Genomic DNA, 25,710 nt, shown 5'->3' with positions numbered 1-25,710 from the left:
CCTCCCCCACCTCCCCCGCCTCCCCCGCCGCCTCCGGTATCTCCGCCGCCTCCGCCGGTGGTGGTTTCCCCTCCGGTGGTGGTCTCGCCGCCCGTCGTGGAAACCCCGGTCTCGCCCCCGGTGGTGGTCTCGCCGCCGCCCGTGGTGGTGACGCCGGTCTCGCCTCCGGTGGTGGTGTCTCCCCCCGTCGTGGTTTCCCCGCCGGTCGTGGTGGCGCCGCCCGTCACGCCCACCACGCCCGTCGTGGTCGCTCCGCCTCCGCCGGCTCCCGCCCCGGTTCCGCCGGCCCTGGTGCCGCAGACCACGGTCATCGGCGGCACGGCGTCCGGCACCGTCGGCAATGCCGGTTCGGGAAGCGTGGTCATGGCTCCGGTGACGTCCTTCGTCGCCCCGCCGCCGCCCGCCGCCCCGCCGCCGAACGGGCAACCGGCCGGCCGGGTCGAGGCGTCGGTCAGCGCCGGCGGCTTCCAGGTCGTCTACAGCCAGCCGGCCAACGCCCGGCCCGGCGCCGGCCCCGGCGCGGGAGGCGGATCGGCCTCCATCGCCGGCACGGACGGCACGGGCAATGCGCTCGCCACCGCCTCCAGCTTCTCCACCTTCCGCGCCGACGACAAGCCGGCCGTCGCCATCATCGACGGCGCCAGCGCGTCCACCGGCACCGCCGACGACAAGAAGACCGCCCCATGACCCGCCGTTCCGCCGCCACCCCCGTCTCCCTCTCCCTCGCCCTTCTGCTGGCGGCGGCCCCGGCAGCGGCCCAGGACTGGGAGCGGGTGGCGCCCAAGCAGCCGCCGGCCAACCCGCCGGCCGAGGCCCCGGCCCTGCCGGCACCGGCACCGGCGGTCCCCGCCGGCGACAGCGTCGTCACCGCCGACCTGAAGGGCCTGCTCTTCGTCCCCGCCGGCTCCGACGTCCGGCGCGGCGGGAGCGACCGCCGCGGTGTCGCCGCCGCCGGCCTCGACATCCCCGACGACCCGGCCTTCCGCGCGGCCCTGGCCTCCCGTCTCGGCCGGCCGCTGACCCTGGACGGGCTCAACGACATCGTCCGCACCACGGTGCTGTGGTTCCGCGAGCACGACCGCCCGCTGGTCGACGTCGTCGTTCCCGAACAGGACGTCACCTCCGGCACCGTCCAGATCGTCGTCGTCGAGTTCCGGGTGGGCGCCGTCGCCGCCGAGGGCAACCGCTGGTTTTCCGACGACCTGCTGACCTCGCAGATCCGCACCCGTCCCGGCGAGCGGGTCCGCGCCTCCACCATGCTGGAGGACATCGACTGGCTGAACCGCAACCCCTTCCGCCACACCGACCTCGTCTACCAGCGAGGCGCCGAGCCCGGCACCACCGACGTGGTCCTGCGCACCGCCGACCGCTTCCCCGTCCGCGTCTTCGGCGGCTACGAGAACACCGGCACCGCCGCCACCGGCCGCGACCGCCTGTTCGCCGGCTTCAACTGGGGCAACGCTTTCTGGGCCGACCAGCAGATCTCCTACCAGATCTCGGCCAGCCCCGACCTGCTCGACCGCGGCCTGCGCGGGCCGGGCGGCGACCCGCGCTCCGTCACCCATGCCGGCAGCTGGTTCGTGCCGCTGCCCTGGCGCCACACGCTGACCGTCTTCGGCAGCTACACCGAGACCCACCCCGACCTCGGCAGCGGCTTCGACCAGACCGGCCGCTCGTCGCAGATCTCGGCCCGCTACGCGGTGCCGCTGCCCAACCTGGGAACGATCCGCCATGAGCTTCAGGGCGGCGTCGATTGGAAACGGTCGAACAACAACCTGGATTTCGGCGGCAGTTCGGTGTTCCGCAGCAGCACCGACATCGCCCAGGCGGTGCTGGCCTACAGCGCCTCGCGCCCCGACGAGTCCGGGGCGACGGCGCTCAACGCCAGCCTGTTCCACAGCCCCGGCGGCATCGGCGACCGCAACAGCGACAGGGTGTTCCGCACCAGCCGGGCCGGGGCGGACGCGCGCTACAGCTACGCCCGGCTGGGGGTTGACCGGCTGACCCGGCTGCCGGCCGACCTCTCCTGGCTGGTGCGGGGGCAGGCGCAGCTGTCGAGCGGCAACCTGCTGCCGTCGGAACAGCTGAGCCTGGGCGGCAACGCCAGCGTGCGCGGCTATGCGGAGTCCGAGGTGCTGGGCGACCAGGGGCTGCTGCTGTCGACCGAGCTGCGCTCTCCGGAGACGAGCCTGGCGCAGCTGTTCGGCGAGCGCGACCTTGGCGACAGCCTGCAGGGATTGGTTTTCGCCGATTACGGCGTGGCGTCGCAGCGCCACCGCCAGGCCGGGGACGACCGGCACACGGTTGTGCTCGGGGTGGGGCCCGGGCTCCGCTACAGCCTGCCGCCCTACGTGACGCTGAAGCTCGACTGGGGTTTCCAGCTCCGCCAGACCAACATGGGGGAGAACCGCTTCGGCCGCCCCCATCTCGGCCTGTCCATCGCCTACTGAGCCTTCCCGCGGAGCGACAGCATGTCCGGCACGCCGATCCCGCCCCCGTCCCCGCAAACGCAGACGCTGCGCATCGAGGAGGCGGTCGCCCTGGCCGCGGCCCATCACCGGGAAGGCCGGCTGGAGGAGGCGCTCGCCCTCTACGGACCGGTGCAGGCGGCCCGTCCGGCCGATCCGGAGGTGAACGCCCTGCTCGGCACCGTCCTGGCGCAGCTGGGCCGTCTGGAGGAGGCGCTCGCCTTCCTGGCGCAGGCGGAGCGGCTGGCTCCCGGCAATCCGGAGACGGTGAACAATCTGGCGATGGCGCTGGAGCAGGCCGGCCGGACCCGGGAGGCTGCCGACGGCTGGAACCGCCTCGGCAGCCTGTTCTACACCGCGCGACGCTACGAGGACGCGCTCGGCATCTTCGGCAAGGCGCTGGTCCTGGTTCCCGGTCATCTGGGGGCCAACGCCAATCTGGGCGCGACGCTTCAGGCGCTGGGCCGCCACGCCGAAGCGGTGGAGCGGCTGGGCGCCCTGCTGGAGGGGAACCCCGACGAGGCCGAGGCGCACAACAATCTGGGCAACGCCCAGATGGGAGCCGGCGATCTGGAGGCAGCCATCGCCAGCTACCGCCGGGCCATCGCCCTGCGGCTCGATTACTTCGAAGCCTACAGCAACCTCGGCCTCGCCCTGGCGATGCAGCGTCCGCCCGCGACCGGGGAGCACGGACCTGACGGGGGTGAGGCCGGAGACGACGCATCGCCTGTCCCGTCCAGCCAGGACGTGGCCGGCGCGCTGGTCAATCTCGGCAATGCCCGCGGCAGCCTGGACCCGGCGCTGAGCGTGCGGAGCTGCTACGAGAAGGCGCTGGAACTGCGCCCGGACTTCCCGGCCGCCCACTGGAACCTCGCTTTGTGCCTGTTGCTGCAAGGCGATTTCGCCCGGGGCTGGGCGGAGTACGAATGGCGCTGGCGCTGGGAGGGCTTCGGCGAGCAGGTCCGGCCCTTCGCCCAGCCGGTGTGGCAGGGCGAAGGGCCGCTGGCCGTCGGCGGTCCGCTGCTGGTCACCGCCGAGCAGGGGTTCGGCGACACGCTGCAATTCGTGCGCTACCTCCCCCTGCTGGTGGAGCGCGGCTTCACGGTGGTCTTCGAGGCGCAACTGCCGCTCTTCACCCTGCTGTGGCACAGCCTGGGCCGCTTCGGGGTGCGGGTGGTGCCGCGAGCCGACAGCCCGGCCCGCGTCCACGACGACCTGCCCTTCGCCCGCCATGTGCCGCTGCTGAGCCTGCCCGCCCGCTTCGGCACGACGCTGACGACCATCCCCGACGCCCTTCCCTACCTGTTCGCCGAACCGACCCGGCAGGCGCTGTGGGCCGACCGTCTGGCCGCCGCCGCCGGCCCGCGGTGCAAGGTCGGGCTGGTGTGGAAGGGCCGCCCCGCCCATGCCCGCGACCGCGAGCGGTCGATGCCGCCCGCCGCCCTCGCCCCGCTGCTCGCCCTGCCGGACATCCAGTTCTTCGCCCTGCAGAAGGCCGATGCCCTGACGGGCGGCATCGGGCCTGGAGACGGGCCGGGAGGCGAGGCGGAAGCCCTGCCGGCCGGCATCGTACCGCTGGACGGGCTGCTGCATGATTTCGCCGAGACGGCGGCCGCGGTGGCGACACTCGATCTCGTCATCACCGTCGACACCGCCGTCGCGCATCTGGCCGGCGCGCTGGGACGGCCGGTCTGGCTGCTGCTGCCTTTCAGCCCGGACTGGCGCTGGCTGCTCGACCGTGACGACAGCCCCTGGTACCCGTCCATGACCCTGTTCCGCCAGAGACGGGCCGGCGACTGGGAAGGGGTGACGGCGGCGGTGGCCGCGCGGCTCGCGGCATTCGTCGAAAACGGGCAGACGAAGGGAACCGGCGCATGACGGCGGACAGGTTGGCGGACAAGCTGGCGGAGGCCGGCGACGCCCTGGCCAAGGGCGATCTGGCCCGCGCGCAGGCCCTCGCCGAATCCGTGCTCGCCGACGCGTCCGGCCACCCCGAGGCGCTGTTCATCCTGGCCAGCGCCACCGCGATGGCCGGGGCGGCGGCCAAGGCGGTGCCGCTGTTCCGCCGCAGCATCGAGGCCGGCGGGGCGACGCCGGAGCGGCTGTACAACCTCGCGCTGGCGCTGCACCAGAGCGGCGCGCTCGCCGAGGCCGAGCGGAGCTTCTTCGCCGCCATCCTGCGCGCGCCACGCTTCGCCGAGGCCTATCACGGGCTTGGGGTGACGCTGGCGGCGCGCGGCGATGGCGAGGACGCCGCCGCCGCCTTCCGCCGGGCGGTGGAGGAGCGGCCCGACTGGATCGACGCCCGCCTCAACCTCGCCGCCGTGCTCTCCAACCACCGCCAGCCGCAGGCGGCCTTCGAGGTCTACCGCGACCTGTCGGCCCGACAGCCGCAGAACGGACATTTCCTCTTCCTGGCCGGGACCGCCGCGCTCAGCGCCGATTTCCTGGAGGAGGCCGACCGGCTGCTGCGCCAAGCGCTGCTGCGCGCCCCCCGCGACGCGGGCATCCTGAACAATCTGGGTCTGGTCCTGGGACGGCTGGGCAGGGTCGGCGAGGCGGTGCACAGCTTCCGGCAGGCAGTCGCCATCAGGAGCGATTACGTCGAGGCCTGGTTCGGTCTGGCCGCGGCGCTGGAGGCGCAGGGGGATGCCGACGAGGCGCTGGAGGCTTATCGCAAGGTGGCGGAGCTGCGCCCCGACGATCCCGGCGCCGACAGCAACCGGCTGATGGCGCTGAACTACCGCGAGCCGCTGGCGCCGGCCGAGCTGTGCGCCGCCCACCGGCGCTGGGGCGAACGGTTCGAGCGCGCGCTGTCTCCCCTGCCGGCGCCGGCACCACGCCCGCTGGACGGCCGGCGGCTGCGCATCGGTTACGTCTCGCCGGATTTCCGGCTGCATTCGGTGGCGATGTTCCTGCTGCCCCTGCTGGAGGCGCATGACCGGACACGGGTCGAGCTGTTCGCCTATTCGAACGTCGAGATGCCGGACGTGATCACCGACCATGTCCGGCGGTCGGTCGACGGCTGGCGCGACATCCAGGCCGCATCGGACGCCGCGGTGGCGGAGCGGATTCGGGCCGACGGGATCGACGTGCTGGTCGACCTGACCGGACATACGGCCCGCAACCGGCTGGGTGTCTTTGCCCTTCGGCCGGCACCGGTGCAGATCTCGTGGCTCGGCTATCCGGCGACCACCGGGCTGCCGGCGATCGGCGCCCGTTTCACCGACGCCGTCGCCGATCCGCCGGGCGAGGCCGACCGTCACCATGCCGAGCGTCTTGTCCGGCTGGACGGCGGCTTCCTGTGCTATCGCCCGCTGGGGCCGACCCCCGATCCGGCGCCGCCGCCCTGCCTGGAGGCCGGGTTCGTCACCTTCGGGTCCTTCAACACGCTGAACAAGGTGAATCCCGCCGTCGCGGCGCTGTGGGCACGGGTGCTGCACGCGGTGCCGGACAGCCGGCTGGTGCTGAAGGCCGGGCCGCTGATCGACGCTGCGGTGCGCAAGCGGGTGCGCGGGCTGTTCACCGCCCACGGCATCGCCGCCGACCGGATCGAACTGCTGGCGCGGGTCCCCGACAATGACGGGCACCTGAAGGCCTACGGCCGGATGGACATCGCGCTCGACCCCTTCCCCTACAACGGGACGACGACGAGTTGCGAGGCGCTGTGGATGGGCGTGCCGCTGCTGACCCTGCGGAGCGACCGTCACGCCGCCCGCGTCGGCGCCTCGCTGCTGACGGCACTGGGCCGGCCGGACCTGATCGCCGCCGACCCCGAGGACTACATCCGGAAGGCCGCAGCGCTCGCCGCCGACCGGGAAGGGCTGGCGGCCCAGCGCAAGGGCTTGCGTCCGCTGATGCGCACCTCCCGCCTGTGCGACGCCGCCGCCTTCGCGCGGGAATTCGAGCGCCAGTGCTTCGCCTTGGCGCAAGTGGCGGAATAGGTGGGGCTTCGGGTCGCGCTCCCCTCCGGACGCGGCGGGCGGTGGCTCAGGATCGGGTGGAGGGTTTCCGGGATCGGATGGCCGATCAGTCGATATTGCCGATTGAACACCATCGTCGAGCGGACGAAGGAGCATCTCCTCGCCTTCCTTCAAATCGCCTTCATCTCGATCCTCTCCAGACGCCTGAAGCGGCTCGTTCCTCAGGAGTCAGCGTGTGACTGCTACAAACAGACACTCAAAAAGTTGCTCCCTATATCAGTTTCAGTTCGATGCGCTGCATAGGCACGCCAACCAGCCCGCGGGCAACATGGCTTGACACCACTTTAAGGAAAAACGCCTCATCCAGCCAGTGATGCTGGACACAATCGCTCTGAGTTCCCTCGGCGATAGCCACTGTCACCGCATAGTCGCCGACAGGCAGATACGGTAACTGGAACTGGAAGGCTGCGCAAAAAGTACGGCCGGGAGGAATAACGGGCGGGTCCTCCTGGAACGTGATGAATGTATTGTCGCCGAACAAGGGCTGGCCCAGCCGGTCCTTCACCAGAAATCCGACGATGGGCTGGGTCAGGGCAACGTGGCTTTGGCAGACGATGCGAAGCACCACATCATCTCCACCATGGAAACTCGACAGCACCACGCCTTCGGGCGTCGTGACCTGCACGCCCTCCACGGTTGCGCCACGGTTGCCGAACCACGGGGCGTTCGGATTGAAATCGAACAACTCGATCCTGTTCGACCACTCCGATGCCTGAAGCCGCTCGTGCCGGATGTCCCGTCCCGGAGACCGCTCCGCCTGTCGCTGAGGCAGCGAGGGTGGCGGTGCCCGACGTCCGCCGATCTGGAACCGGCCAGCGTCGTCCTGTTGCCGGTACAGGTCGGCCAGATAGTCGTGGCAGACCTCCTTGGCTGGTCCCGCCGCCCGCACGCTTCCCTGGTCGAGCCACACGGCGGTGTCGCAGAGAGCGCTGACCTGACCGATATCGTGCGAGACGAAGAACAGGGTGCCGTGCTCCTTGAAGCGGTGGATGAAGCGCATGCATTTCTGAGTGAAGGCAGCGTCACCGACCGCGAGGATCTCGTCGACGACCAGGATGTCGGCATCGACATGGGCCATCACCGCGAAGGCAAGGCGGGCGTACATGCCGCTGGAATAGAGCTTCACCGGCTGTTCGATGAAGTCGCCAATACCCGCAAACTCGGCAATCGAGTCATAGCGCTCGGCGATCTGCTCGCTCGACAGGCCCAGCACCGAGGCGGCGAGATGAACGTTCTCGCGGCCGGTGAATTCGGGGTTGAAGCCGGCACCCAGTTCCAGCAGTGCGGCGATGCGCCCATTTACCGCGATGCGGCCGGAGGTCGGCGTCAGCGTGCCGCAGAGAAGCTGCAGGAAAGTCGACTTGCCGGAGCCGTTGCGGCCGATCAGCCCGACCGCCTCGCCGGGGCGAACCTCCAGCGAGACATCCCGCAACGCCCAGTACTCGTCGTAATATTTGCGCCGGTGGCCCATAAGCATCTGCTTCAACCGGTCCTGCGGCCGTTTGAAGATCGCATAGGCTTTGCCTAGCATTTGCGCCTCAATCACAGGGGCGTGCATCGTCATCCCTCGCGGGCTCTCGGAAACAACTGGGCCGGTGGCAGCACCGCCTTAAACGCAATGATCTTTCTGCGACACCTCAAGGTGACGGAGGATCAGGTCGGGATCATAGGTGCTGGAACGCTCGATGACCGTGTCCCAACAGTTCACGAACGGCACACGGGCCGGGTTCTTCTGCAGTAGCTCGCGCTTGATGAACGGGCATCCCATGTCGGCAATCAGGTAGTCCCAGAAATAATGGCTGCCGTTGAGCGGGTCGCCACGGTCGACCGCCCCTGTGAGCATGTCCAGATAGTCCTTGTGTCGCCGGCCCAGCGATGGTGAGGAAAGCATGTCGCGGTCTCGCACCGCCTCGCTGATGCCGGACGCAGCCTGCCTGTAGGGATAGAGCGCCGCGCAGCGCAGGCCGGACTTGATCAACGCCCGCGACAGGCCGACCTCATAGCGCAGCACCACCCAGGTCTTGGACTGGACATACCGCAGACGCTGCCAGAACTGCACGAAGGCCGGGCTGAGCAGCGCCGGGCGCTTGAACAGCAGGAAATAGCTTTGCAGGTGATAGCCGAACTGCCAGCTGTCGGTGATGCCCCACACTGCCGCCCGTCCGGAGTCGGTCCGCTTCAGGATCGCATCCAGATTGTGGAAGGGGCCGTAGACGCTGTCGTTCGCCAGCAGCAGTTCATCGAAACGGTCGAGCGGGCCGAGCACACCCAGCCCGTCTTTGAAAGCCCCGAAATCATAGCCGATGTTGCGGCGCCGGATGACGGTGACGCACAGTTCCCGCAGATTGGCGAGCGACCGCTCGGCCAGCGTCGGGGCGTTGCTGACGAAAATCACCTCGAACCCGGCAAGGCGCAGCTGACGCAGATAATAGACCACATAGTCATGGACGATGCCTGCGCGGTCGTAATGGACGAACAGTGCTATCTTCTTCGTACCCTCCAGCGACCGTTCGCCCTCCCAACGCTCCGCTATGTAGTTGTCTCGCCGCCGCAACCAGCTCAGACCGTAAGCGGCATAGGCTACCGCCCGCGGCGCAGTGCGCCGGAGCCACCACCATCCGGCGGATGCCAAGCGGCCGACTTGCCCCAGAATGGAAGAACCGCCGGTCATTACTGCACTCCCAACAGCTGGGCCGCCCAGGCCCTGTAGGGAGCGGGAACCTCGGGTTGACCCTCCTTCACCGGAGCCAGCAGATCGATGGCGGCGTTCTGCGCCGAATCGCTCCGCCCGGCTTGGCTGAGGGCCAGCGCCTCATGGTAACGGGCAGGCCATAGCAGAGTCCAAGCGCCGGACGTTCCGGGCCGCATCCGGCACGCGTCGTACAGGCGCCTGAAAACCTGCGCCGCACGCCCATGGTCGGATTGATGGTTGAGCGCCAGCACGCCAACGACGAAAAGGAGTGAGAGCCGGTCGGCGAAAGCGATGGCCTCGGCGTCCTGAGGTATCGGATCACCGTCGGTTTCCATGACCAACGATTGCGCGGCATCATAGGAACCGGCGTTCACCAGCGTGACGATCAGCCGCTGCCGGGTCTGCTCCAGCAACGCAGCCGACAGGCTGACCGATTTGTCCCAGGGACCGGTGCCGAGGCGTGCATGGAGACCAATAGCCTTTTCCGCGTCGAAGCGCGCCAGTGCAATAACCTCCTCGCAGAGGGCGCGGGCGCCGAGGTCCGCGGTTTCACCGTCGTCCGTGCCCATCGCCTGGAGCGCCTTGCGGAGGATCGCACCGAAAGCGGAAGCTGCGGCGAAGCAGTGTGCCGCATGCGCTGCGTCGCCGGATGCATTCAATTGGAGAATCCCCTGCGCGTAGAGGACACTGCACAGATCCAGCGGAAAATGCATCGCCAGCGTTTCGAAGTCCAAAGCCCCCGGTTCCGGAAACCGGATATCCTGCGGCGCCGAGAGGTCGATTCCGTACGCCTTCGACCAGCCTTCCGCCAGCGATGCCAGCGGCGCGCGTGCCGCATCATAGTCGCCGGCGTTGACATATTCCTTGATGAGACGGTGGCGGAAGCCCGTGCCGAGCGGTGTATCGGCATCGTGCAGCATCACACGGTCCGCGAGATAGGCGCGATAGCGGGCTCGGTCGAGGGGCGCCGGCGCGGGCAGAGGCCGGCGGGATGCCACCGCCTGGAGTTGGTGAGTCGTGCCGCCGATGCGGATCTCGGTGAAACCCGCTCGCCGCAGCGCGCCTTCAAGCGCGGCTGCGGAAAACAGCATCGTGTGGAAGCCGGCGCTGAGCAGCGGCAGAAGCACGCCGAAATCGGTCGACGGGTCGATGCCGGCAGCGTTCGGCGTCGTTATCACCAGCACGCCGTCGGGCGCCAGCGCGCGGCGGATTACGGAAAGAAAAGCATCCGGGTCATGGACATGCTCGATCACCTCCGAACAGAGCATGGCGTCCCAGGCCCCGTCCTCCAGAGGAGTGTGGGCCGTCAGATATTCCGAGCGGATGTCGAGCCCCAGCGCCGTCCGGCCGGCCTGCGCCAGCAGCCCTGGATCGTAGCCGCGGCACTGCCAGCCGCGCGACCGCTGCGCATAGTCCAGCGAAAACCCGAAACCGCAGCCGATCTCCAGATAGCGCCGCACCGGCAGCTGGTCGAGGATGGCGGTCGGCTCCAGCATGACGTCTGGACCGGCGCCCTGCTCGACATAGAACTTGATCGCCGCCTCCGGATTGCCGCCTTCTTCGTAGCGCGGCTGTGGCAGCGGATCGAAGAAGGCGCCGCCGCAGGAGGGACAGCCATACAGGGCATGGGCAGCTCCGCCATTGGCGCGGTCGTATGCCACCAGACGGCGGGGCTTCGGCCCGTCAGCCCGACACAACGGACAGGCCGTCGTCACGTCCGCCCCTGCAGTCCAATCAATCAGCATGGAAAATCCTCGGCATTCGGCATCCGGGCAGGAGTCGGATGAAACGTTTCCTATCGAATAATATACGCCTGACGAAACGCACAGGCGCGACAGGATAATCAACCACCCCGACGCTTGCGATCATAGACTTGTTATTTTTTGACACGTTTCCCGCTCCACCACCGGGGGCAAGGATTCCGGCAGCCTTCACCGGAATGCCATTCAGGTGTCCATCAACGCCGCGATCTCATCGATCATGCGTTCGATGTCGAAATTCTGCCGTGCGAAAGCCTGAGCCACCGCACCGGCCTTGCGGGCCAGAATGCTGTCGTTGAGGAAGGTGAGCACCGCGGCGGCAAGCTGATCCGGATGTGCCGTGTCGAGCACCACACCGCTTTGCTCCGGAAGCATGGCATCCGCCACAGCGCCGGCCCGCCGGGCAACGACCGGAAGGCCGCTCGCCTGAGCCTCGATGACGACGTTCGGCACGCCTTCGCTGTGGGATGTCATCAGGAACACGTCGAACGCAGGCAGAACCGAATAGGCGTCGGCGACCACTCCGGGAAACAGGAATGCCGGAGTCAGCCCGGCCTCCTCGACCGCGTCCTTCATGGCTTGCGCCAGCGGACCGTCACCGATGACGACGAAGCGGGTGTCCGTCCGATTCCGGTGAACGGCAGATGCCACCTTCACCCAAAGCAAAGGGTCCTTCGGCGGCACGATGCGCATCATCACACCGACCACGGGAGTATCGCCTGCGATCCCGAGGATTCGGCGGGCCCGCTCACGGTCGTCCGGATCGAGGGCGGAGCGGAAGCCGGACATGTCGAACCCGCTGGGAATGACGGAAGATCTGGTGGACAGATCTACGCCCAGCCATTCCTGGTAATCGTCGATACAGGTCTGAGCCAATCCGGTGAGATGGACCTCCGGCCGCGTCAGAAGCTGCCGATAGCCCTCGCGGTACCAATGACAGGCGTCCTCATCGTCGATGAAGTCCGGCGGTTTCATATTGTAGGTGCCGATCAGCAGGCGGGGAACGCCGGTCAGAACCCCAGCTAAACCGGCGAGAAGGTTCGGCACCTCGAGATGGGCATAGACGACCGATGGCTTCCTATTGCGGAAATGATTGATCAGCCATTGCTGGGCGTTGGGCATTTGAAGCCAGGCATAAGGGACGTCGATGTTCTGCAGTTCCGGCTGAACGATCACGTCCGCACGCGTGAGCCCGGCTTCCCGCAGATAGAAGCTGCTGCCCCGTTCGTCCGAGCAATCGAAAAGCAGGAGTTCCACAGGACGCGGTGCAAGGCGGGCACGCAGGCGCTTGAACGCCATGGCCACCAGCCGCTCGGCACCGCCGCGCGCCAAAGTCCAGCTGACGAATACAATCGGCCCGTCCGGTCTCGGTACAGCGAGGGGACTGTTGCGTACGATCTGTTCAAGCACCTTCACGTCGGGAGTCGTGGCGGGTTGTGCCGGATCGACCATGACCAGCGCAAGGGCATCGCCCAGCGTGCCCACGTCGGTCATACTGCCCGACAGGCTCAAGCTTTCGGCACCGTCCATTCCGGACAGTCCGAAAGGTGCGAGCAGCTGGGGGTCACGACGTACGGCATCGAGTGCGTCCTTGACCAGTTCCACATTCCCCGGAAATGCTGCAAGGCCGGCTATGAGCACAGCTGCGGCCTCCTTCGGCAGTTCCGCCTTGATCAGGAGGCGGTAGCCGCACAGCGCCCCCGCCGGGTCGGAAACACCCTGGACGACGGACGCAGCCGCGGCCAGCACATGGTTGGGTGCTCCTCCCTCAATAAGCGCATGCGTCACAAGACGCACGAGCGGCGGCATGGTGATGCCAAGGAGCAGAACAAGCTCCGCTTCGGCCCTGGCCCAGTTCAGAGCACCCCGTTCGATCAGCAAGCTCAGGGTCTGCAGACGCAGATCCTCCGAGTTGGGATGATGGGCCCGGCCATGAAAAATGGTCCGCAGCGCCTTGTCGGAGTCGCCGAGCGACCGGTAAAGATACATGCAGCGCGTGAAAGCGAAAGCAGGGGGCTTCGGGGTCGCGATAAGCCGCTCGATCCATCGGATTGTCTCCGGGATGTCTCCCGCCCGTTCAGCGATCTGGCTGAGCGCGTCGAGCGCCACCACGTCCTCAGGAGAATCGGCAAGAAGCGCCTTGCAGAGACGCTCGGCCAGCCGGGTTTCATTTTCGCCGAGCAGGCGCGTGATGGCCTCATGCGCCGGCGCGGCATCGCCCGTATTCCGAAAGACATCCAACTGCGACCAGATCTCCGCTTCGCTCTGCACTGCATGAACACTCTGCATAAATCGACCGGCTTCTTTCCGAAATGGTTTGCCCTATCCGAGGATCGCCAAAAAAAATGACAACGCCGAAGATTGCGCAGAACCGCGCAACCAAGCGCCCGTTCCGGTTCCGGCGTCCTCGGCCTCAGGGTTATGCATCATCCTCTCGCGACGACGCCGGATTGCGGAGGAAAATCATGGTGGCTCAATAGTATGCGGGCAACGGCATCACTCACATTCCTGCGCCTGTAAGGTTCGGGAACCTCCCAGGCCGGAGCAAGCGCCAGGACGACGTCGACAGCCTGGAGGATTCCGTCTCGGGTCAGGCCGCTGATCATGTTGCTGCCGCAATCCAGGGTCTCCGGTCGCTCGGTGGTGTCGCGAAGCGTGACGTTCGGCGTGCCAAGGATCGCACATTCCTCCTGGACGGTTCCGCTGTCGCTGATCACGCATCTGGCGTTCTTCTGAAGCGCCAAGAAATCCACGAAGTTGAAGGGCGGCAGGTAGCGAACACCGCTGTCCTCCTCCTTCAATCCGAAAGCCGTCATCCGGGCTCTGGTTCGTGGATGGGTGCTGACAACGATTGGCATTCCATGCCGCTCGCGCAGCGCTGCGAGCGCATTCATGAGGATGCCGAGCCTCTCCTCGCGGTCGACGTTCTCGGCACGATGCATGGTCGCCAGCATGTAGCGGCCGCGCTCCAGCCCGAGCTGACCAAGCGCTTCGGCCTGTTCGAACCGGGGACGCCAGTGCTCAAGCACTTCGCAGATCGGATTTCCCGTGACGAAGATGCGGTTTTGCTGGATGCCCTCGCGCAGCAGATAGGCACGGCTGTGTTCGGTATAGGGCAGCAACACATCGCTGGAATGATCGACGATGCGCCGGTTCACCTCCTCCGGTACCCGGCTGTCGAAACAGCGGTTGCCAGCCTCCATATGGAAGACGGCGATGCCCATGCGCTTCGCCACCATCGCGGACAAGGCCGAGTTGGTGTCGCCCAGGATGAGGAGGCGGTCGGGGCGGTGTTCGAGAAATGCGCGTTCGCACCCCGTCAGGATCTGGGCAATCTGGTCGGCCGGCGATTTTCCCTGAACCCCGAGATAGAGATCGGGCTGCCTGAGCCCGAGCTGCTCGAAAAAGATATCGCTCAGTCCGGGATCGGAGTTCTGCCCGGTATGGACGAGAACATGATCGCACAGCCGATCGAGCTTCGGGATGATCAGGCTGAGGCGGATGATTTCAGGACGAGTGCCAAGGACGGTGATGACCTTCATCGCAGCAGCTCACCTTTCATTGCCGAGTCGTTTCCGACCATCAACCCGCGGCTGAGGAGGAGTTTTCTGACCTGAGCGGCATCCATCAGCGCCCCTGCCGAACTGTATTCGCCCAAGGCAGGCTCTTGGCCCACCCCGCTGGAGGGGATCTCCGGAATGTCGGGACGAATGACGATCTTGCCGTTGCTGTGTCGAAAGGCGCGCATCCCTTCCTCCTCGGACACGAGGATTTCATGAATCTTCTCGCCGGGCCGCACACCAATGACCTCGATCTCGACCTCACGGCCGTCGATCAGCTGTTCCGCCAGATCGACAACCCTGGCCGACGCTACCTCGGGCACATAGATTTCGCCGGCCTTCGCGTGCTCGATAGCAGAGAAGACGATATCGACGGCATCGTCGAGGCTCAGGAGGAAACGTGTCATCTCCGCACTGGTGACGGTCAGCGGGCCTCCGGTGAGGATCTGATGATGGAACAGGGGAACGACCGAGCCGCGCGAAGCTAGAACATTGCCATAGCGAACGATGACGAAACGGGTGCTGGGACAGCTGAGATTGGCCGCAATGAACACGCGCTCCTGCAGCGATTTGGTCATGCCCATGACGTTGACTGGCTTGACCGCCTTGTCGGTGGACACCCCAACCACCGCCTCCACGTCGAGGCGCAGATCGCGGATCGCCCGCACAATATTCTCGGCGCCGCCGACATTGGTGGCAATAGCCTCGGACGGGAAGTACTCACAACTCGGCACCTGCTTCAGCGCAGCCGTGTGGATCACCACATCGATTCCGTGCAAGGCCCCGGCAACGCTGTGAAAGTCGCGCACATCGCCGATGCGGAACTGCAGGCATTCACGGGCGGCGAGAGCCAGCGCCGCTTCGCCTGGGGTCCGTGCCGTTGCGTAATGCACGCGCATGGAGTGATGCTTCGCCTCGTCGCGGGAGAAGACGACGATCTTGCGCGGCCGCCGGTCCACATCCTCGAGCAGGCGGCGGACCAGGGTCTTGCCGAGCGATCCGGTGCCGCCCGTGATCAGGACCGCCTTGCCAGTCAACGGCATGACTTGTTCTCCTCGGCGCGGGCCTGCTGTATCATATCGCTCCATCCGGGAGGGGCATAGCTGAAGGTCCGGCGGAAGAGGCTGGAATCGAGCGATCGGTCCAAGAGGAACGAATCGTCAGGCATGATCGGAATTGAGTGGTCATAGTTTGCAGAAACGAGCCGCAGCAGATCATATTTGCTTATCGGAGCCGCAGACACATGGTAAAGGCCCTCCGCCTGCGGGTACCCGACCAGCAGATTTTCGACGATCCGCGCCAATTCGACAGTGGTCACGCCGGAGAATATCGCAGAGCTGAAGCCTTTTACCGCCTCCTTTTGGTGGAGGAACCATTCAAGAAGCCCATGCCTGGTGTTGAGTTCGCGCCCGATGATCGAGGTCCGCAGCGTCAAACACCCAGGAGCGTTGACTTCGCCCAGCAGCTTGGTCATGCCATAGACGTCGACAGGATCGGGCTGGTCATCTTCGGTATAGTTGCCGCGACGACCTGAGAAGACGCAGTCGGTGCTGATATGCACGAATCGCGCGCCGGCCGTCCGGCAAAGACTGGCGAGCTGATGGGGGGCTACGCTGTTGACGATGCTAGACGCCACGACCGACTGCCCCATCGGCTTCTGCTTCACCAAGCCCGCGCAGTTTAGGACGGCATCCGGCTTGAACCGAATGAAGACGTCCATGACATCCGTCAAGTTGCATACATCGACATTCGGAAAACACATGTCTGACGGCAGCGCATCGGGCGGGGCATTGCCGCGAACGGTATACGCGACATTGTGATTTTTAAGAAAATGCAATACCATTCGGTGTCCCAACATTCCGTTTCCACCGAGAATCAGTATATTCATTTCCTCACCACTCCTTTTTCTTCCATACGATTATTGTCCATCCTTGCCATCCGATGCCGGATGTCCTTTCCTTCACAATTTTCTCGGTTGGACTATCATCAAACCCCTACAAATTAAGTTCCGTTTCCTACCACAGTTCCCCTCATTCCGCGTAATAGGGAGGGTGGTTTCTTAAAGCTTTTTCCCCAGCGGCCGATGTAGTGACGGAACACAAAAAGCGAACCTAGGGAAAATTCAACTCCAAAACGTCTTCTTGCGCCGCACAAACCTAGATGAAATTTATTCAGAGCAAATGCACGCGCCATTTCTTGACGTCATCCACAATCTCGCAAAATTCTTTACTGAGATACACGGAATAAACTTGGAACCATCAGAGAAAGTACAGTCGATACTCAGCTCAATATTCAATGGCGGTAAGTAACAATGCATGACCTCCGCGAATCGTGGGCGGACTATACGACATGAGAGCCTCGGCAGGTAGAGCTAAAACCCATTTTAGCTCGAAGAATTCCAGCGTGACCTTGACCAGTCGGTTATAATCGCCTGGCTTATGTTGAGTTTGAACACATTGGGCAGATCGAAGAGGCGCCGTTCGGTCAGCGCCACGCATGGTGCCACGCAAGCGCTATTCGAACGTCCGGTAGTGTTGCTTGAGGATGCGTCAGTCAAACTTATGCACCTCCCGATTTCAATGCACTTAATATGCGGTGGGCATGCCGTTAAACGATCTGGGAGTCTCAGCCCTCTCCGCTTCATGAATTCATAGTTCATCACCAAGAGATTAATCTGAATACATTTTGTTTTCGTTCAGTATCTCAAAATTTCTCCCAAATTTATTATATCTACCTATTCAGATATTCATGCATGATGCTATATAATTTACAATTGTTACAACTTGATCAATTTCTTATGCGGTGCGACTTTCTTGCAAAACGATCATTTTTCTTGCAGATACGAGGGAGCGCTGATACCCATTGGACGCTATATAGTTTTGAAGACGCGTTGAACCGAGTTGATTTTGATCCAAGGGGAGTAAGATAGCATGGCGGTGGATGTTACCCTCTCTGGCGGCAATGTCTCGAACCCCGAAACCATTGGGGTGAGTTCCTCCGTCATCGGAGCCGTGCTGTCGAACCCCGCCCTGATTCCACAGACCCAGCAGGGTCCCATCTACGTCGCGACCGGACAGGGCAGCGTCACCTCCACCAACATCGACGGCTCCGCCTTCGTCGTGACGGAGCGAGTCCTCGCTGTTACTGTCACGGGGTCGGCGGCGACGAACCAAATCATCGCCGGCAACGACGTCACCGGAACCACGATCAACACGACGACCGGGACCGGCACCGTGATCGCTGGCAATGCCAGCACGCAGGTCGGTCTGGTCGGCGACCAGAACGGGAATGGCGGCAGCTACGTCGTTTATGGCGGACCGCAGAATGACACCGTCCTCGCCTCCTCCGGCAGCAACACGATCACCGGCGGCGCTGGTTCCAATGTCTTCGGCCTGGCTGGCGGCAACAACGCCGTTTACGCGGCCGGCAACGACACTGTGTTTGCTACTGGCGGCACCAACCTGATCGGCGGAGGCACCGGCAACAGCACCATCGTCGCGTCGTCCGGCACCAACACAATTTTCGGCGGCAACGGCACCAGCAACATCTTCGCTCAAGGCGGCCAGTCGACGGTCTTCGCCGGCTCCGGCGTCAACCAGGTCTTCGGGATCGACAACAATGCCCTTTACGCAGTCGGCGGCAGTTCGTCCACCAACACGGCCACGATCGTCGGCGGCAATGCCAACGACACGCTGTTCGGCGGAACCGGCAAGAGCGTGATGTTCGGCGGCGGCGGTGAGAACCTCTTTGCCTTTAGCACCGTGTTCGGCGGCGGGCAGACGGTCATTGGCGATTTCAACGCCAGCGGCGCCAACAACAAGATTCTGATCCAGGGTTATTCGGGTGTGACATCAGCGTCGCTTCTGTCGAACGCGACCGTCACCGGCGGCAACACCGTCATTACGCTGACGGATAACACCACCATCACCGTCGCCGGCGTGACCAACCTGTCCCAGAATTCGATCATCGTACAGTAAGTCCACTGTAGCGGTCCTTCAGTCGTTACCGGCAAAGGACCGCCCTTGGCAGGAAGCGTCCACGTGAGCGTCCGGCAACCTTGTTTGTCTTGAGACTTGTGCGACCGTTTTATAGAAGATGGTGGATTTCGAGAGACTGTTCGCCGAATGCCGTCTGGCCGACGCTGAATCCCTGGCGACCCGCCGTTTGGGACAGAATCGCTGGCATGAAGAGGCTTTGACCGTCCTGGCGCGCTGCGCGCTGGCCCGTGGAAATTACGAAGCCGCCTTATCATTCGCCGACCGTAACCGGCGCCTTGAGCCCAAGCGCCTGTCTTTCGCCTGCTTCCTCAGCGTGATCGAACTGGCGCGCGGAAACGCCGCCGCGGCCCTCCAGGCGCTCGACGATTTCCCGGCAGAGTGCCTGAGCGCGGAAGCTGTGGTTGCGCGCACGCGGGCATTGATGCTTCTCGGCAAACAAGACGAGGCACTCGACCACGCGGCGCTGATCCTGCAGCGTTTTCCTGCTTTCCAGACTCCCTTGTGCGTCGACCTGCTGAACGAGGTCACCGTCGCCTGCGCTTCTCCCGGCTGGGTAACGCCCGATCTTGACGGTAGGCTGAAGGGAACCTTGCACCCGTCCGTCTTTTCACCGTCGGAACGATTCGCCATCTTGCGGCTCGTGATCGAGGGAACAGTCGCTTTCGATCTGCCAACGGACGAATTCGCCAGCCGCTTCGGCGACATGGGTCCGCCGGGCTCCGCCCTGCCCTTCCACATTGCCGATCACCGGGTTGATCCAGGAAGCAGATTTGCGCTGTTTTTCGACGGGCGGCGCCTGCTCGGTTCAGGTGAGGCGCCCGATCACGTTCGGCCGGAAGGCGACTGCTCGATCGTCGAGGATCTGCTTTCAGGCTGGGTTTGGCTGCCGTCCTTGCCGGACAAGCGGCTGGCAGTCCGGGTTTCGGACCAGGGAGGACGGCAAGTCACGATTCAGGCCGACCGCCTGAACCCGCTTTTGCGCCGCAACAACATCGGTGACGGGAGATACGGCTTCTCCCTGGACCTGCGTCAGGCCGGGCTGCGACCGGGCCAGATCACCGCCTGCGCAGGCATCGATGGCCTGACGCCGGGTTCCGGAAAATGGTCCGGAGGGGCTGCCGGCATGGCGATCGGCGACGCTCTGCCATGGAGCGCCACGCCGGCTCGCCCGGCAAGGATTGCACTGACGCCCCGCCCAGAGGTGACAGCAGGTCCGGCCCGGCACGCCGACCGGATGGCGCCGCCGCCTGCCGTGCACATCGACGTCATCATTCCGGTTTACCGAGGGCGGGAAGAGACGCTGGCCTGCATCGAGTCGGTTCGAGGCAGCGTGACCGGACCGGTGCAGATCATCGTCGTCGACGATGCCAGCCCGGACGCGGCGCTGTCGGACGATTTGAGGCGCCTGGCTGGAGATGGCGTCATCCATCTCTTGGTGAATGACCGGAATCTCGGCTTTCCGAGATCCGTCAATCGGGCATTGTCGCTGCATCGCGGACACGACGTTGTGCTGTTGAACAGCGACACGGCGGTCAGCGGCGACTGGCTGGCGCGCCTTCGTCTCGCCGCCTATTCCCGCCACGACATCGGAACGGTCACGCCGCTGTCGAACGATGCGGAGATCCTGAGCTATCCATTGGCGCCGGCCCACCGCCGCGTTCCCGACACAGAAGAAGCTGCGGCGCTGCATCGCCTCGCCCGCAGCCAGAATGATGCCATCAGGATCGAAGTCCCGACCGCGGTGGGGTTCTGCACCTACATTCGTCACGACTGCCTCGCCGCGACCGGGTTGCTGGACGTCGCGCTGTTTGGCCGGGGCTATGGCGAGGAGAACGACTTCTGCCTCCGCGCCAGCGCGCTTGGATGGCGCCATTTGGCCGCAGCCGATGTCTTCGTCGCCCATGTCGGCGGCCGTTCCTTCGGGCGGCGGAAGGCGGTCCTGTCCGAAACGAACCTGGACACGCTCAACCGGCTACATCCGGGCTATGACGGGCTGATCCGGCAATTCCACCGCGACGATCCTCTGTCCGGGGTCCGCCGCCGCCTGGATCTCGCCCGTCATCGTGCCCGCCTTAGGGAAAGCCCTCCCGCTAAGCCCACGGTCCTGATCGTCACCTTCGGCAGAGCCGGGGGCGTGGCGCATTTCGTTTCTCGCAGGATTGAGACCCTCAAGAACGAGGGGCGGCGCGTCGTGGTTTTGACCACTGCCAGCAGTCTGCCCGGAGATGTGCGGCGGTGCCGCGTAGAGGATCGGGACCAGCCCGACCTCCAGGATCTGGTCTTCCAAACCAGCAACGAATTCGACCTGCTGACCGACTTTCTCAAAGGACTTCGCCTGGACTCCGTCGAGGTGCAGCACTACCTGGACCACGACCCTGCCGTGCTGGACCTGCTGGGTCGGCTGGGAGTTCCCTACGACGTCTATGTTCACGACTACAGCTGGTTCTGTCCGCAGATCGTCATGATCGACGCATCTAACCGCTATTGCGGCGAGCCGGACTTGGCGGCCTGCGAAAATTGCGCCCTGACGACACCACCCGCGACCGGCGAGAGGATTTCCGTAGCGGCGTTGCGCAAGCGGACCGCGCATGTCCTGCACGGTGCCCGGCGCGTTGTCGTGCCGAGCCACGACGTCGCCGGCCGCGTCCGCCGCCACGCCCCCGCCGCGCGTCTGTCGGTGGTGCCCTGGGATGCGGTGCGTCCGCCAACATGTCCCGCTCCGGTCCAGGCATCGGCCGCCAACGGTCGGTGGCGGGTCTGTGTCATCGGCGCCATCGGCGCTCACAAGGGCCACTCGGTGCTGCTCGATTGTGCCTTGGATGCGGCAAGGCGCGACCTTCCCCTCGAATTCGTCGTCGTCGGCTATACCCTGGACGATACGGCGCTTTTTGAAACGGAACGCGTATTCGTCACGGGCCCCTTCTCCGAAGAAGAGGTGACGGACCTCGTCCGTCGCGAGCGCGTGCATCTGGCCCTCTTCCCGTCCCTGTGCCCGGAAACCTGGAGCTACGCGCTGTCCCATGCGTGGGCCTCCGGCCTGACGGCGGTGGGTTTCGATATCGGCACCATAGCGGAGCGTATCAGGGAGTCAGACGGCTATGTCATGCCTTATGACCTGACCGCCGAGGCAATCAATGACCGGCTGATGGCGATCCTGGCGGAAGCCGTTCCGCTGCTGCCCGGCCGAATGGACAATCGAAAATCCATTGGCAAGATCGCCGAGAACGCTGCCTTGGATGCTGCCGGGCTCCATTCCTTCTCCGGCGAGTCATCACTTGTGCAGGACATCCGCATCATATTTTCAAGCGCGAAGGATTTAGCGAGCATGCCACCGTTCCAGACTTCCGATACCCAGGCACCGGCACAGTATGCGGCCTCGGCCCAGTTGATCACCTTCCATCCTGGCGTCTATGCCGTCACGGTGGTGCGCGGGGAAGCCACGGGGATCGGCGAGAACGGTATGCTGCCGATTCCCAGCATCCACCTGACTCCGCTTCCGGCCACGGCCGCGAACGTCCAGATGCTTGGAGACGGATGGTTGTTTAAAACCGCCGACGCGGTCGCGATTAAGGTTTCCGGCTCGCCTTCGGATGTTCTTCTCACCTCCTATCAGAGGACGGGCGACGGTCGCAGTTTGGGCGTGCAGATCACTCGGATCGACAGCAGCCCGTCCAAGGCACCGCAAACGCAGCCGAAGCCCCCTGCGGTGATCCGCACAAAAATGCTGGCCCATGTGCAGAACCGTGGCGACATCGAGGCACCGGACGGCGGATGGGCCGGCGCGCCGGATCAGAAGTTCGCCATCGAAGGATTCTCCATCACGCCTCTTGATGGGATGCCGGCCGACTTCATCGAATACAAGAGCCTGAACCTCAATGGGCAGGAAACCCCCTGGGTCGGCGGCGGCAGCCTGTGCGGCAGCCGTGGCTTGGGCATTCCGCTGACCGGGCTGGCCATCCGCCTGAAGGGTATGTTCGCTGAACGCTTCGACTGCGCCTATGAGATCGTCTTCCTGAGCGGCGCCCGCAGCCCGGTCCTGACCAATGGCCAGCCCTATCGGTCGGATATCAGCGCGGACCCCATCCTGGCTTTCACGCTTCGGATTGTCGAACGGGCTCCCGCCCTGCCAGCGCCGAGCTTTTCCTGATGCATGGGACGACCGCGAAGGCACAGGCAAGGCCCCGAAGCACGACAAACGCGGGGCTCCGGTGATGAGGCTGCTGAACATCGGTTGCGGTCCCCCTGGGCCTTCGCGCGTCGACCGTCTGTTTCCCGCTCCGGACTGGCAGGAAACCCGCATGGACCTGGACCGGCGGACTGGTCCGGACATCGTAGGCTCGATCACCGACCTGTCGATGCTTCCGGATTGTTCATATGATGCGGTCTGGGCCTCGCATCTGCTCGAACATCTGTACCGTCACGAGATCCTCGGGGCGCTGCGCCAGTGCTGGCGGGTGTTGATGCCCGGCGGCGCCCTGGTCGCGGCGGTTCCGGATCTGCAACGCGTCTGTGAACTGGTGGCGGCCGACCGGCTGGAGGAAACGATCTACACCGTCCCGGCCGGTCCGATCACGGCGCACGACATCATTTTCGGCTTCGGCACCGCCATCTCATCCGGAAACAGCTTCATGGCTCATCGCTGCGGCTTCACGCCGACCGTGCTGTGCCGGGACCTGCAGGGCGCCGGCTTCGATCCGATCCTGGTGCGCCGCCAGTCCATCCTGGAACTCTATGCCGTCGCCTACCGTCCGTCCTCCGACGGGCGGTACATCAACGGTCCATTCTCCTCGGCTTCCGGCGCCGCATGAATTTCCTTTTCATCCACCAGAATTTCCCTGGGCAGTTCCTTCATCTCGTGAGGCACCTGGTTCAGCAGGAGGACCACCGTGTCACCTTCATCACGCAGTCCAACGGCAATCGCATCAACGGCGTCGACCTGATCGTCTATCAGACCTTCCGCGAATCCTCGCCGCAGACCCACCATTACCTATCCGACCTCGAACGGGGCGTCATCGCCGGCCAAGCCGTCTATGAGATCGGGCTTGGCCTGAAGAAGAACGGGTACCGGCCTGACGTTGTGATCGGACATTGCGGCTGGGGCGAGACCTTGTACGTCAAGGACGTCTGGCCCGACGTGCCAGTGCTGGGCTATTTCGAGTTCTACTATCTGTTCAGCGGGGGCGACATAGGCTTCGACCCCACCACACCGATCCATATCAACGACGCCCCCCGGATCCGAACCAAGAACGCCATCAACCACCTGAGTTTCGACAGCGTCGATTGGGGACTCACCCCCACCCGCTGGCAATGGTCGCTTTATCCGGACCGCATGCGCAGACGCATCAGCATCATTCATGAGGGGGTCGACACCGATATCGTCCGCCCCGAACCGGACGCCTGGATCATGCTCGCTGACGGACGGCGGCTGACGCGGTCCGACCGGATCGTCACCTATGTCGCCCGCAACCTGGAGCCCTATCGCGGCTTCCATATCTTCATGCGCGCCCTGCCCCGGATCCTGCACGACTGGCCGGACGCGCAGGTCCTGATCGTCGGCGGCGACGGCGTCAGCTATGGTCCCCCCCCTCCCCCGGGCAAGACGTTCCGTGAACTCATGCTGGGCGAACTGGGTTCGATCGACCTCTCACGCGTCCATTTCGTCGGCAGCCTGCCCTACGCACGCTATCTGAACGTGCTCCAGATTTCTGCGGCCCATGTCTACCTGTCCTATCCGTTCGTGCTGTCCTGGTCCTGCCTGGAAGCGATGGCGGCTGGATGCGCGGTAATCGGTTCAGCGACCATCCCGGTCGAGGAGGCCGTGGTCGATGGCGAGACTGGCCTGCTGTTCAATTTTTTCGACCCCGATGCTCTTGCCGGGCGGGTCGGCGAAGTGCTGGGCCACGAGGACCGCATGCGGGATATGCGCGACCGCGCGCGTCAATATGCGGTCCAAAATTACGACGTGAAGCTCGTAACGCTTCCACGACAACTAGAACTGATACAAAATGTTTCTGTTGGCAATCTATCAGGGTATGATACAACGAAATTCTTATAGCTTCCGCTGCTCTTTCGCCGACCGAATGAAAAATCCAAACAACAATCATAAATGGGCGTAATGAAAAAAGATAGGAGCGGCGCAATGCGATGTGGATTATATTTTATATTTTGTTTTTCGTATTGTTATTAGGGTTATTCTCGTCTTTTTGGCTCACAATACGGAAAACAAGAGATGCCATCTCTTAGCACGATCAAATGTCTAGTGACAGGCGCCGGCGGCTTCATCGGAAGCCACCTTGCCGAGGCGTTGGTGCGGGAGGGGGCATCAGTGACCGCCCTGGTTCGCTACAATGCGCAGGGCGCGATCGGCAACCTGTCGCACGCGGCGGCCGATACGGTCCGCGACATGCGGATCGTTTTCGGCAATGTCGAAGATTCCGAATTCGTCGATGGCTTGGTGCGCGATGCGGACATCGTGTTCCATTTGGCCGCCCTGATCGGCATCCCCTATTCCTATGCGGCGCCGCGCAGCTATCTGCGCACCAATGTCGAAGGAACGCTGAACATCCTGGAGGCGGCCCGACGGCACGGCACCCGCCGCCTGATCCACACCAGCACCTCCGAGGTTTACGGCTCCGCCATCCGCACCCCAATGGACGAACAGCATCCATGCCGGGGCCAATCCCCCTACTCGGCATCCAAGATCGGTGCGGACCGTTTCGCCGAAAGCTATTTCCGCTCCTTCAACCTGCCTGTGGTGACAATTCGGCCTTTCAATACATTCGGCCCCCGCCAATCGGCGCGCGCCTTCATTCCATCGGTAGCCTCCCAGGCGCTGAGCGATCTCTCATCGGTGCGGGTCGGCTCGCTGGACACGGTCCGCGACATGACCTTCGTCGAAGACACCGCGGCCGGCTTCATCGCCGCAGCGACGGCCGCCGGGGTGGAGGGGGAAGAGATCAATCTCGGCACTGGTACGGGCTACACCATGCGTGAGATCGCCCTGCGCATCCTGGCGCTGTCCGGACGCGGAGAGAACAGCCTCCAAGAGGAAGAGGCGCGCATCCGGCCGGCCGCCAGCGAGGTGAACAAGCTGATCTCGGACAATTCGAAGGCGCGCACCATGCTGGACTGGACCCCACGGTACGATCTGGACCAGGGATTGTCGCTGACCATCGACTTCATCCGTCGCAATTCTGCCCTCTACTCCACTGGACACTATGTGGTTTGAGCATCACAGCCTTCTTGTCAG

At 64.5% G+C, this 25,710-nt stretch carries 17 protein-coding genes; 9 read left to right on the top strand and 8 right to left on the bottom strand.

Going from position 1 to position 25,710, the window contains the following annotated elements; translation table 11 throughout:
- A partial coding sequence (locus TSH64_RS36130; protein ID WP_211099169.1) for a hypothetical protein occupies positions 1-365 on the bottom strand: 365 nt, incomplete at its 3' end.
- On the opposite strand from TSH64_RS36130, the gene TSH64_RS36125 reads away from it, so the two are divergent.
- The 4 genes from TSH64_RS36125 to TSH64_RS28690 are packed head-to-tail and all read left to right on the top strand — an operon-like array spanning position 364 to position 6,412.
- Positions 364-687 (top strand): hypothetical protein, encoded by a 324-nt coding sequence (locus tag TSH64_RS36125; protein WP_211099168.1) that lies wholly within the window; start codon positions 364-366, stop codon positions 685-687. The two genes, TSH64_RS36130 and TSH64_RS36125, sit on opposite strands and share 2 nt — an antisense overlap.
- On the top strand, positions 684-2,450 hold the full coding sequence (locus TSH64_RS28700; protein WP_109450330.1) for a ShlB/FhaC/HecB family hemolysin secretion/activation protein: 1,767 nt from the start codon (positions 684-686) through the stop codon (positions 2,448-2,450). The genes TSH64_RS36125 and TSH64_RS28700 overlap by 4 nt, the downstream gene beginning before the upstream one ends.
- 21 nt (positions 2,451-2,471) lie before the next feature.
- Positions 2,472-4,346 (top strand): tetratricopeptide repeat protein, encoded by a 1,875-nt coding sequence (locus TSH64_RS28695; protein WP_109450328.1) that lies wholly within the window; start codon positions 2,472-2,474, stop codon positions 4,344-4,346.
- Positions 4,343-6,412 (top strand): tetratricopeptide repeat protein, encoded by a 2,070-nt coding sequence (locus TSH64_RS28690; RefSeq protein WP_109450325.1) that lies wholly within the window; start codon positions 4,343-4,345, stop codon positions 6,410-6,412. The genes TSH64_RS28695 and TSH64_RS28690 overlap by 4 nt, the downstream gene beginning before the upstream one ends.
- A gap of 250 nt (positions 6,413-6,662) precedes the next feature.
- Here the strand turns inward: TSH64_RS28690 and TSH64_RS28685 are convergent, their stop codons facing one another.
- The 7 genes from TSH64_RS28685 to TSH64_RS28655 all read right to left on the bottom strand — a co-directional run bounded on the left by TSH64_RS28685 (position 6,663) and on the right by TSH64_RS28655 (position 16,351).
- Positions 6,663-8,015, bottom strand: a complete 1,353-nt coding sequence (locus TSH64_RS28685) for an ABC transporter ATP-binding protein (RefSeq protein ID WP_109450323.1) — start codon at positions 8,013-8,015, stop codon at positions 6,663-6,665.
- Positions 8,016-8,060: 45 nt separating this feature from the next.
- Positions 8,061-9,005 (bottom strand): rhamnan synthesis F family protein, encoded by a 945-nt coding sequence (locus tag TSH64_RS28680; protein ID WP_158285428.1) that lies wholly within the window; start codon positions 9,003-9,005, stop codon positions 8,061-8,063.
- A 116-nt stretch (positions 9,006-9,121) separates the two neighbouring features.
- On the bottom strand, positions 9,122-10,888 hold the full coding sequence (locus TSH64_RS28675; protein ID WP_109450319.1) for a class I SAM-dependent methyltransferase: 1,767 nt from the start codon (positions 10,886-10,888) through the stop codon (positions 9,122-9,124).
- Between the two features lie 201 nt (positions 10,889-11,089).
- Complete coding sequence (locus TSH64_RS28670; protein ID WP_109450317.1) at positions 11,090-13,192, bottom strand: glycosyltransferase; 2,103 nt, start codon at positions 13,190-13,192, stop codon at positions 11,090-11,092.
- Between the two features lie 137 nt (positions 13,193-13,329).
- Positions 13,330-14,445, bottom strand: a complete 1,116-nt coding sequence (wecB, locus tag TSH64_RS28665) for a UDP-N-acetylglucosamine 2-epimerase (non-hydrolyzing) (RefSeq protein WP_109450315.1) — start codon at positions 14,443-14,445, stop codon at positions 13,330-13,332.
- Positions 14,442-15,506: a polysaccharide biosynthesis protein gene (locus TSH64_RS28660; protein WP_109450313.1), complete on the bottom strand. Its 1,065-nt coding sequence runs from the start codon at positions 15,504-15,506 to the stop codon at positions 14,442-14,444. The genes wecB and TSH64_RS28660 overlap by 4 nt, the downstream gene beginning before the upstream one ends.
- Positions 15,497-16,351 carry an SDR family oxidoreductase gene (locus tag TSH64_RS28655; protein ID WP_109450311.1) on the bottom strand — a complete coding sequence of 285 codons (855 nt, stop codon included), beginning with the start codon at positions 16,349-16,351 and terminating at the stop codon, positions 15,497-15,499. The genes TSH64_RS28660 and TSH64_RS28655 overlap by 10 nt, the downstream gene beginning before the upstream one ends.
- A 1,042-nt stretch (positions 16,352-17,393) precedes the next feature.
- On the opposite strand from TSH64_RS28655, the gene TSH64_RS28650 reads away from it, so the two are divergent.
- From TSH64_RS28650 to TSH64_RS28630, 5 genes are all read left to right on the top strand, one after another.
- Positions 17,394-18,440: a calcium-binding protein gene (locus TSH64_RS28650; protein ID WP_146208080.1), complete on the top strand. Its 1,047-nt coding sequence runs from the start codon at positions 17,394-17,396 to the stop codon at positions 18,438-18,440.
- A gap of 118 nt (positions 18,441-18,558) precedes the next feature.
- The gene (locus TSH64_RS28645; RefSeq protein ID WP_109450307.1) at positions 18,559-22,608 is read left to right on the top strand and encodes a glycosyltransferase; all 4,050 of its coding nucleotides are present in this window, start codon (positions 18,559-18,561) and stop codon (positions 22,606-22,608) included.
- A 151-nt stretch (positions 22,609-22,759) separates the two neighbouring features.
- A complete protein-coding gene (locus TSH64_RS28640) occupies positions 22,760-23,269 on the top strand; it encodes a methyltransferase domain-containing protein (RefSeq protein WP_158285426.1) in 510 nt (169 codons plus the stop codon).
- Positions 23,266-24,516 carry a glycosyltransferase family 4 protein gene (locus TSH64_RS28635; protein ID WP_109450303.1) on the top strand — a complete coding sequence of 417 codons (1,251 nt, stop codon included), beginning with the start codon at positions 23,266-23,268 and terminating at the stop codon, positions 24,514-24,516. The genes TSH64_RS28640 and TSH64_RS28635 overlap by 4 nt, the downstream gene beginning before the upstream one ends.
- Positions 24,517-24,690: 174 nt before the next feature.
- Positions 24,691-25,689, top strand: coding sequence for an SDR family NAD(P)-dependent oxidoreductase (locus TSH64_RS28630; protein WP_109450301.1), 999 nt, complete (start codon positions 24,691-24,693; stop codon positions 25,687-25,689).
- The last annotated feature ends 21 nt before the right edge of the window (positions 25,690-25,710 follow it).

The organism is Azospirillum sp. TSH64 (assembly GCF_003116035.1).
Classification (GTDB): domain Bacteria; phylum Pseudomonadota; class Alphaproteobacteria; order Azospirillales; family Azospirillaceae; genus Azospirillum.
The sequence above is the reverse complement of the archived record's forward strand: the minus strand, read 5'-3'. Positions and strand labels throughout refer to the sequence as shown.

Excerpts from the sequence above, each read along its gene's own strand:
- TSH64_RS28645 (WP_109450307.1), top strand. The coding sequence starts at position 18,559 with ATGGTGGATTTCGAGAGACTGTTCGCCGAATGCCGTCTGGCCGACGCT.
- TSH64_RS36125 (WP_211099168.1), top strand. The coding sequence starts at position 364 with ATGGCTCCGGTGACGTCCTTCGTCGCCCCGCCGCCGCCCGCCGCCCCG.
- TSH64_RS28660 (WP_109450313.1), bottom strand. The coding sequence starts at position 15,506 with ATGCCGTTGACTGGCAAGGCGGTCCTGATCACGGGCGGCACCGGATCG.
- TSH64_RS28690 (WP_109450325.1), top strand. The coding sequence starts at position 4,343 with ATGACGGCGGACAGGTTGGCGGACAAGCTGGCGGAGGCCGGCGACGCC.
- TSH64_RS28640 (WP_158285426.1), top strand. The coding sequence starts at position 22,760 with ATGGACCTGGACCGGCGGACTGGTCCGGACATCGTAGGCTCGATCACC.
- TSH64_RS28685 (WP_109450323.1), bottom strand. The coding sequence starts at position 8,015 with ATGACGATGCACGCCCCTGTGATTGAGGCGCAAATGCTAGGCAAAGCC.
- TSH64_RS28650 (WP_146208080.1), top strand. The coding sequence starts at position 17,394 with ATGGCGGTGGATGTTACCCTCTCTGGCGGCAATGTCTCGAACCCCGAA.
- TSH64_RS28630 (WP_109450301.1), top strand. The coding sequence starts at position 24,691 with ATGCCATCTCTTAGCACGATCAAATGTCTAGTGACAGGCGCCGGCGGC.
- TSH64_RS28655 (WP_109450311.1), bottom strand. The coding sequence starts at position 16,351 with ATGAATATACTGATTCTCGGTGGAAACGGAATGTTGGGACACCGAATG.
- TSH64_RS28700 (WP_109450330.1), top strand. The coding sequence starts at position 684 with ATGACCCGCCGTTCCGCCGCCACCCCCGTCTCCCTCTCCCTCGCCCTT.
- TSH64_RS28695 (WP_109450328.1), top strand. The coding sequence starts at position 2,472 with ATGTCCGGCACGCCGATCCCGCCCCCGTCCCCGCAAACGCAGACGCTG.
- TSH64_RS28670 (WP_109450317.1), bottom strand. The coding sequence starts at position 13,192 with ATGCAGAGTGTTCATGCAGTGCAGAGCGAAGCGGAGATCTGGTCGCAG.
- wecB (WP_109450315.1), bottom strand. The coding sequence starts at position 14,445 with ATGAAGGTCATCACCGTCCTTGGCACTCGTCCTGAAATCATCCGCCTC.
- TSH64_RS28675 (WP_109450319.1), bottom strand. The coding sequence starts at position 10,888 with ATGCTGATTGATTGGACTGCAGGGGCGGACGTGACGACGGCCTGTCCG.
- TSH64_RS28635 (WP_109450303.1), top strand. The coding sequence starts at position 23,266 with ATGAATTTCCTTTTCATCCACCAGAATTTCCCTGGGCAGTTCCTTCAT.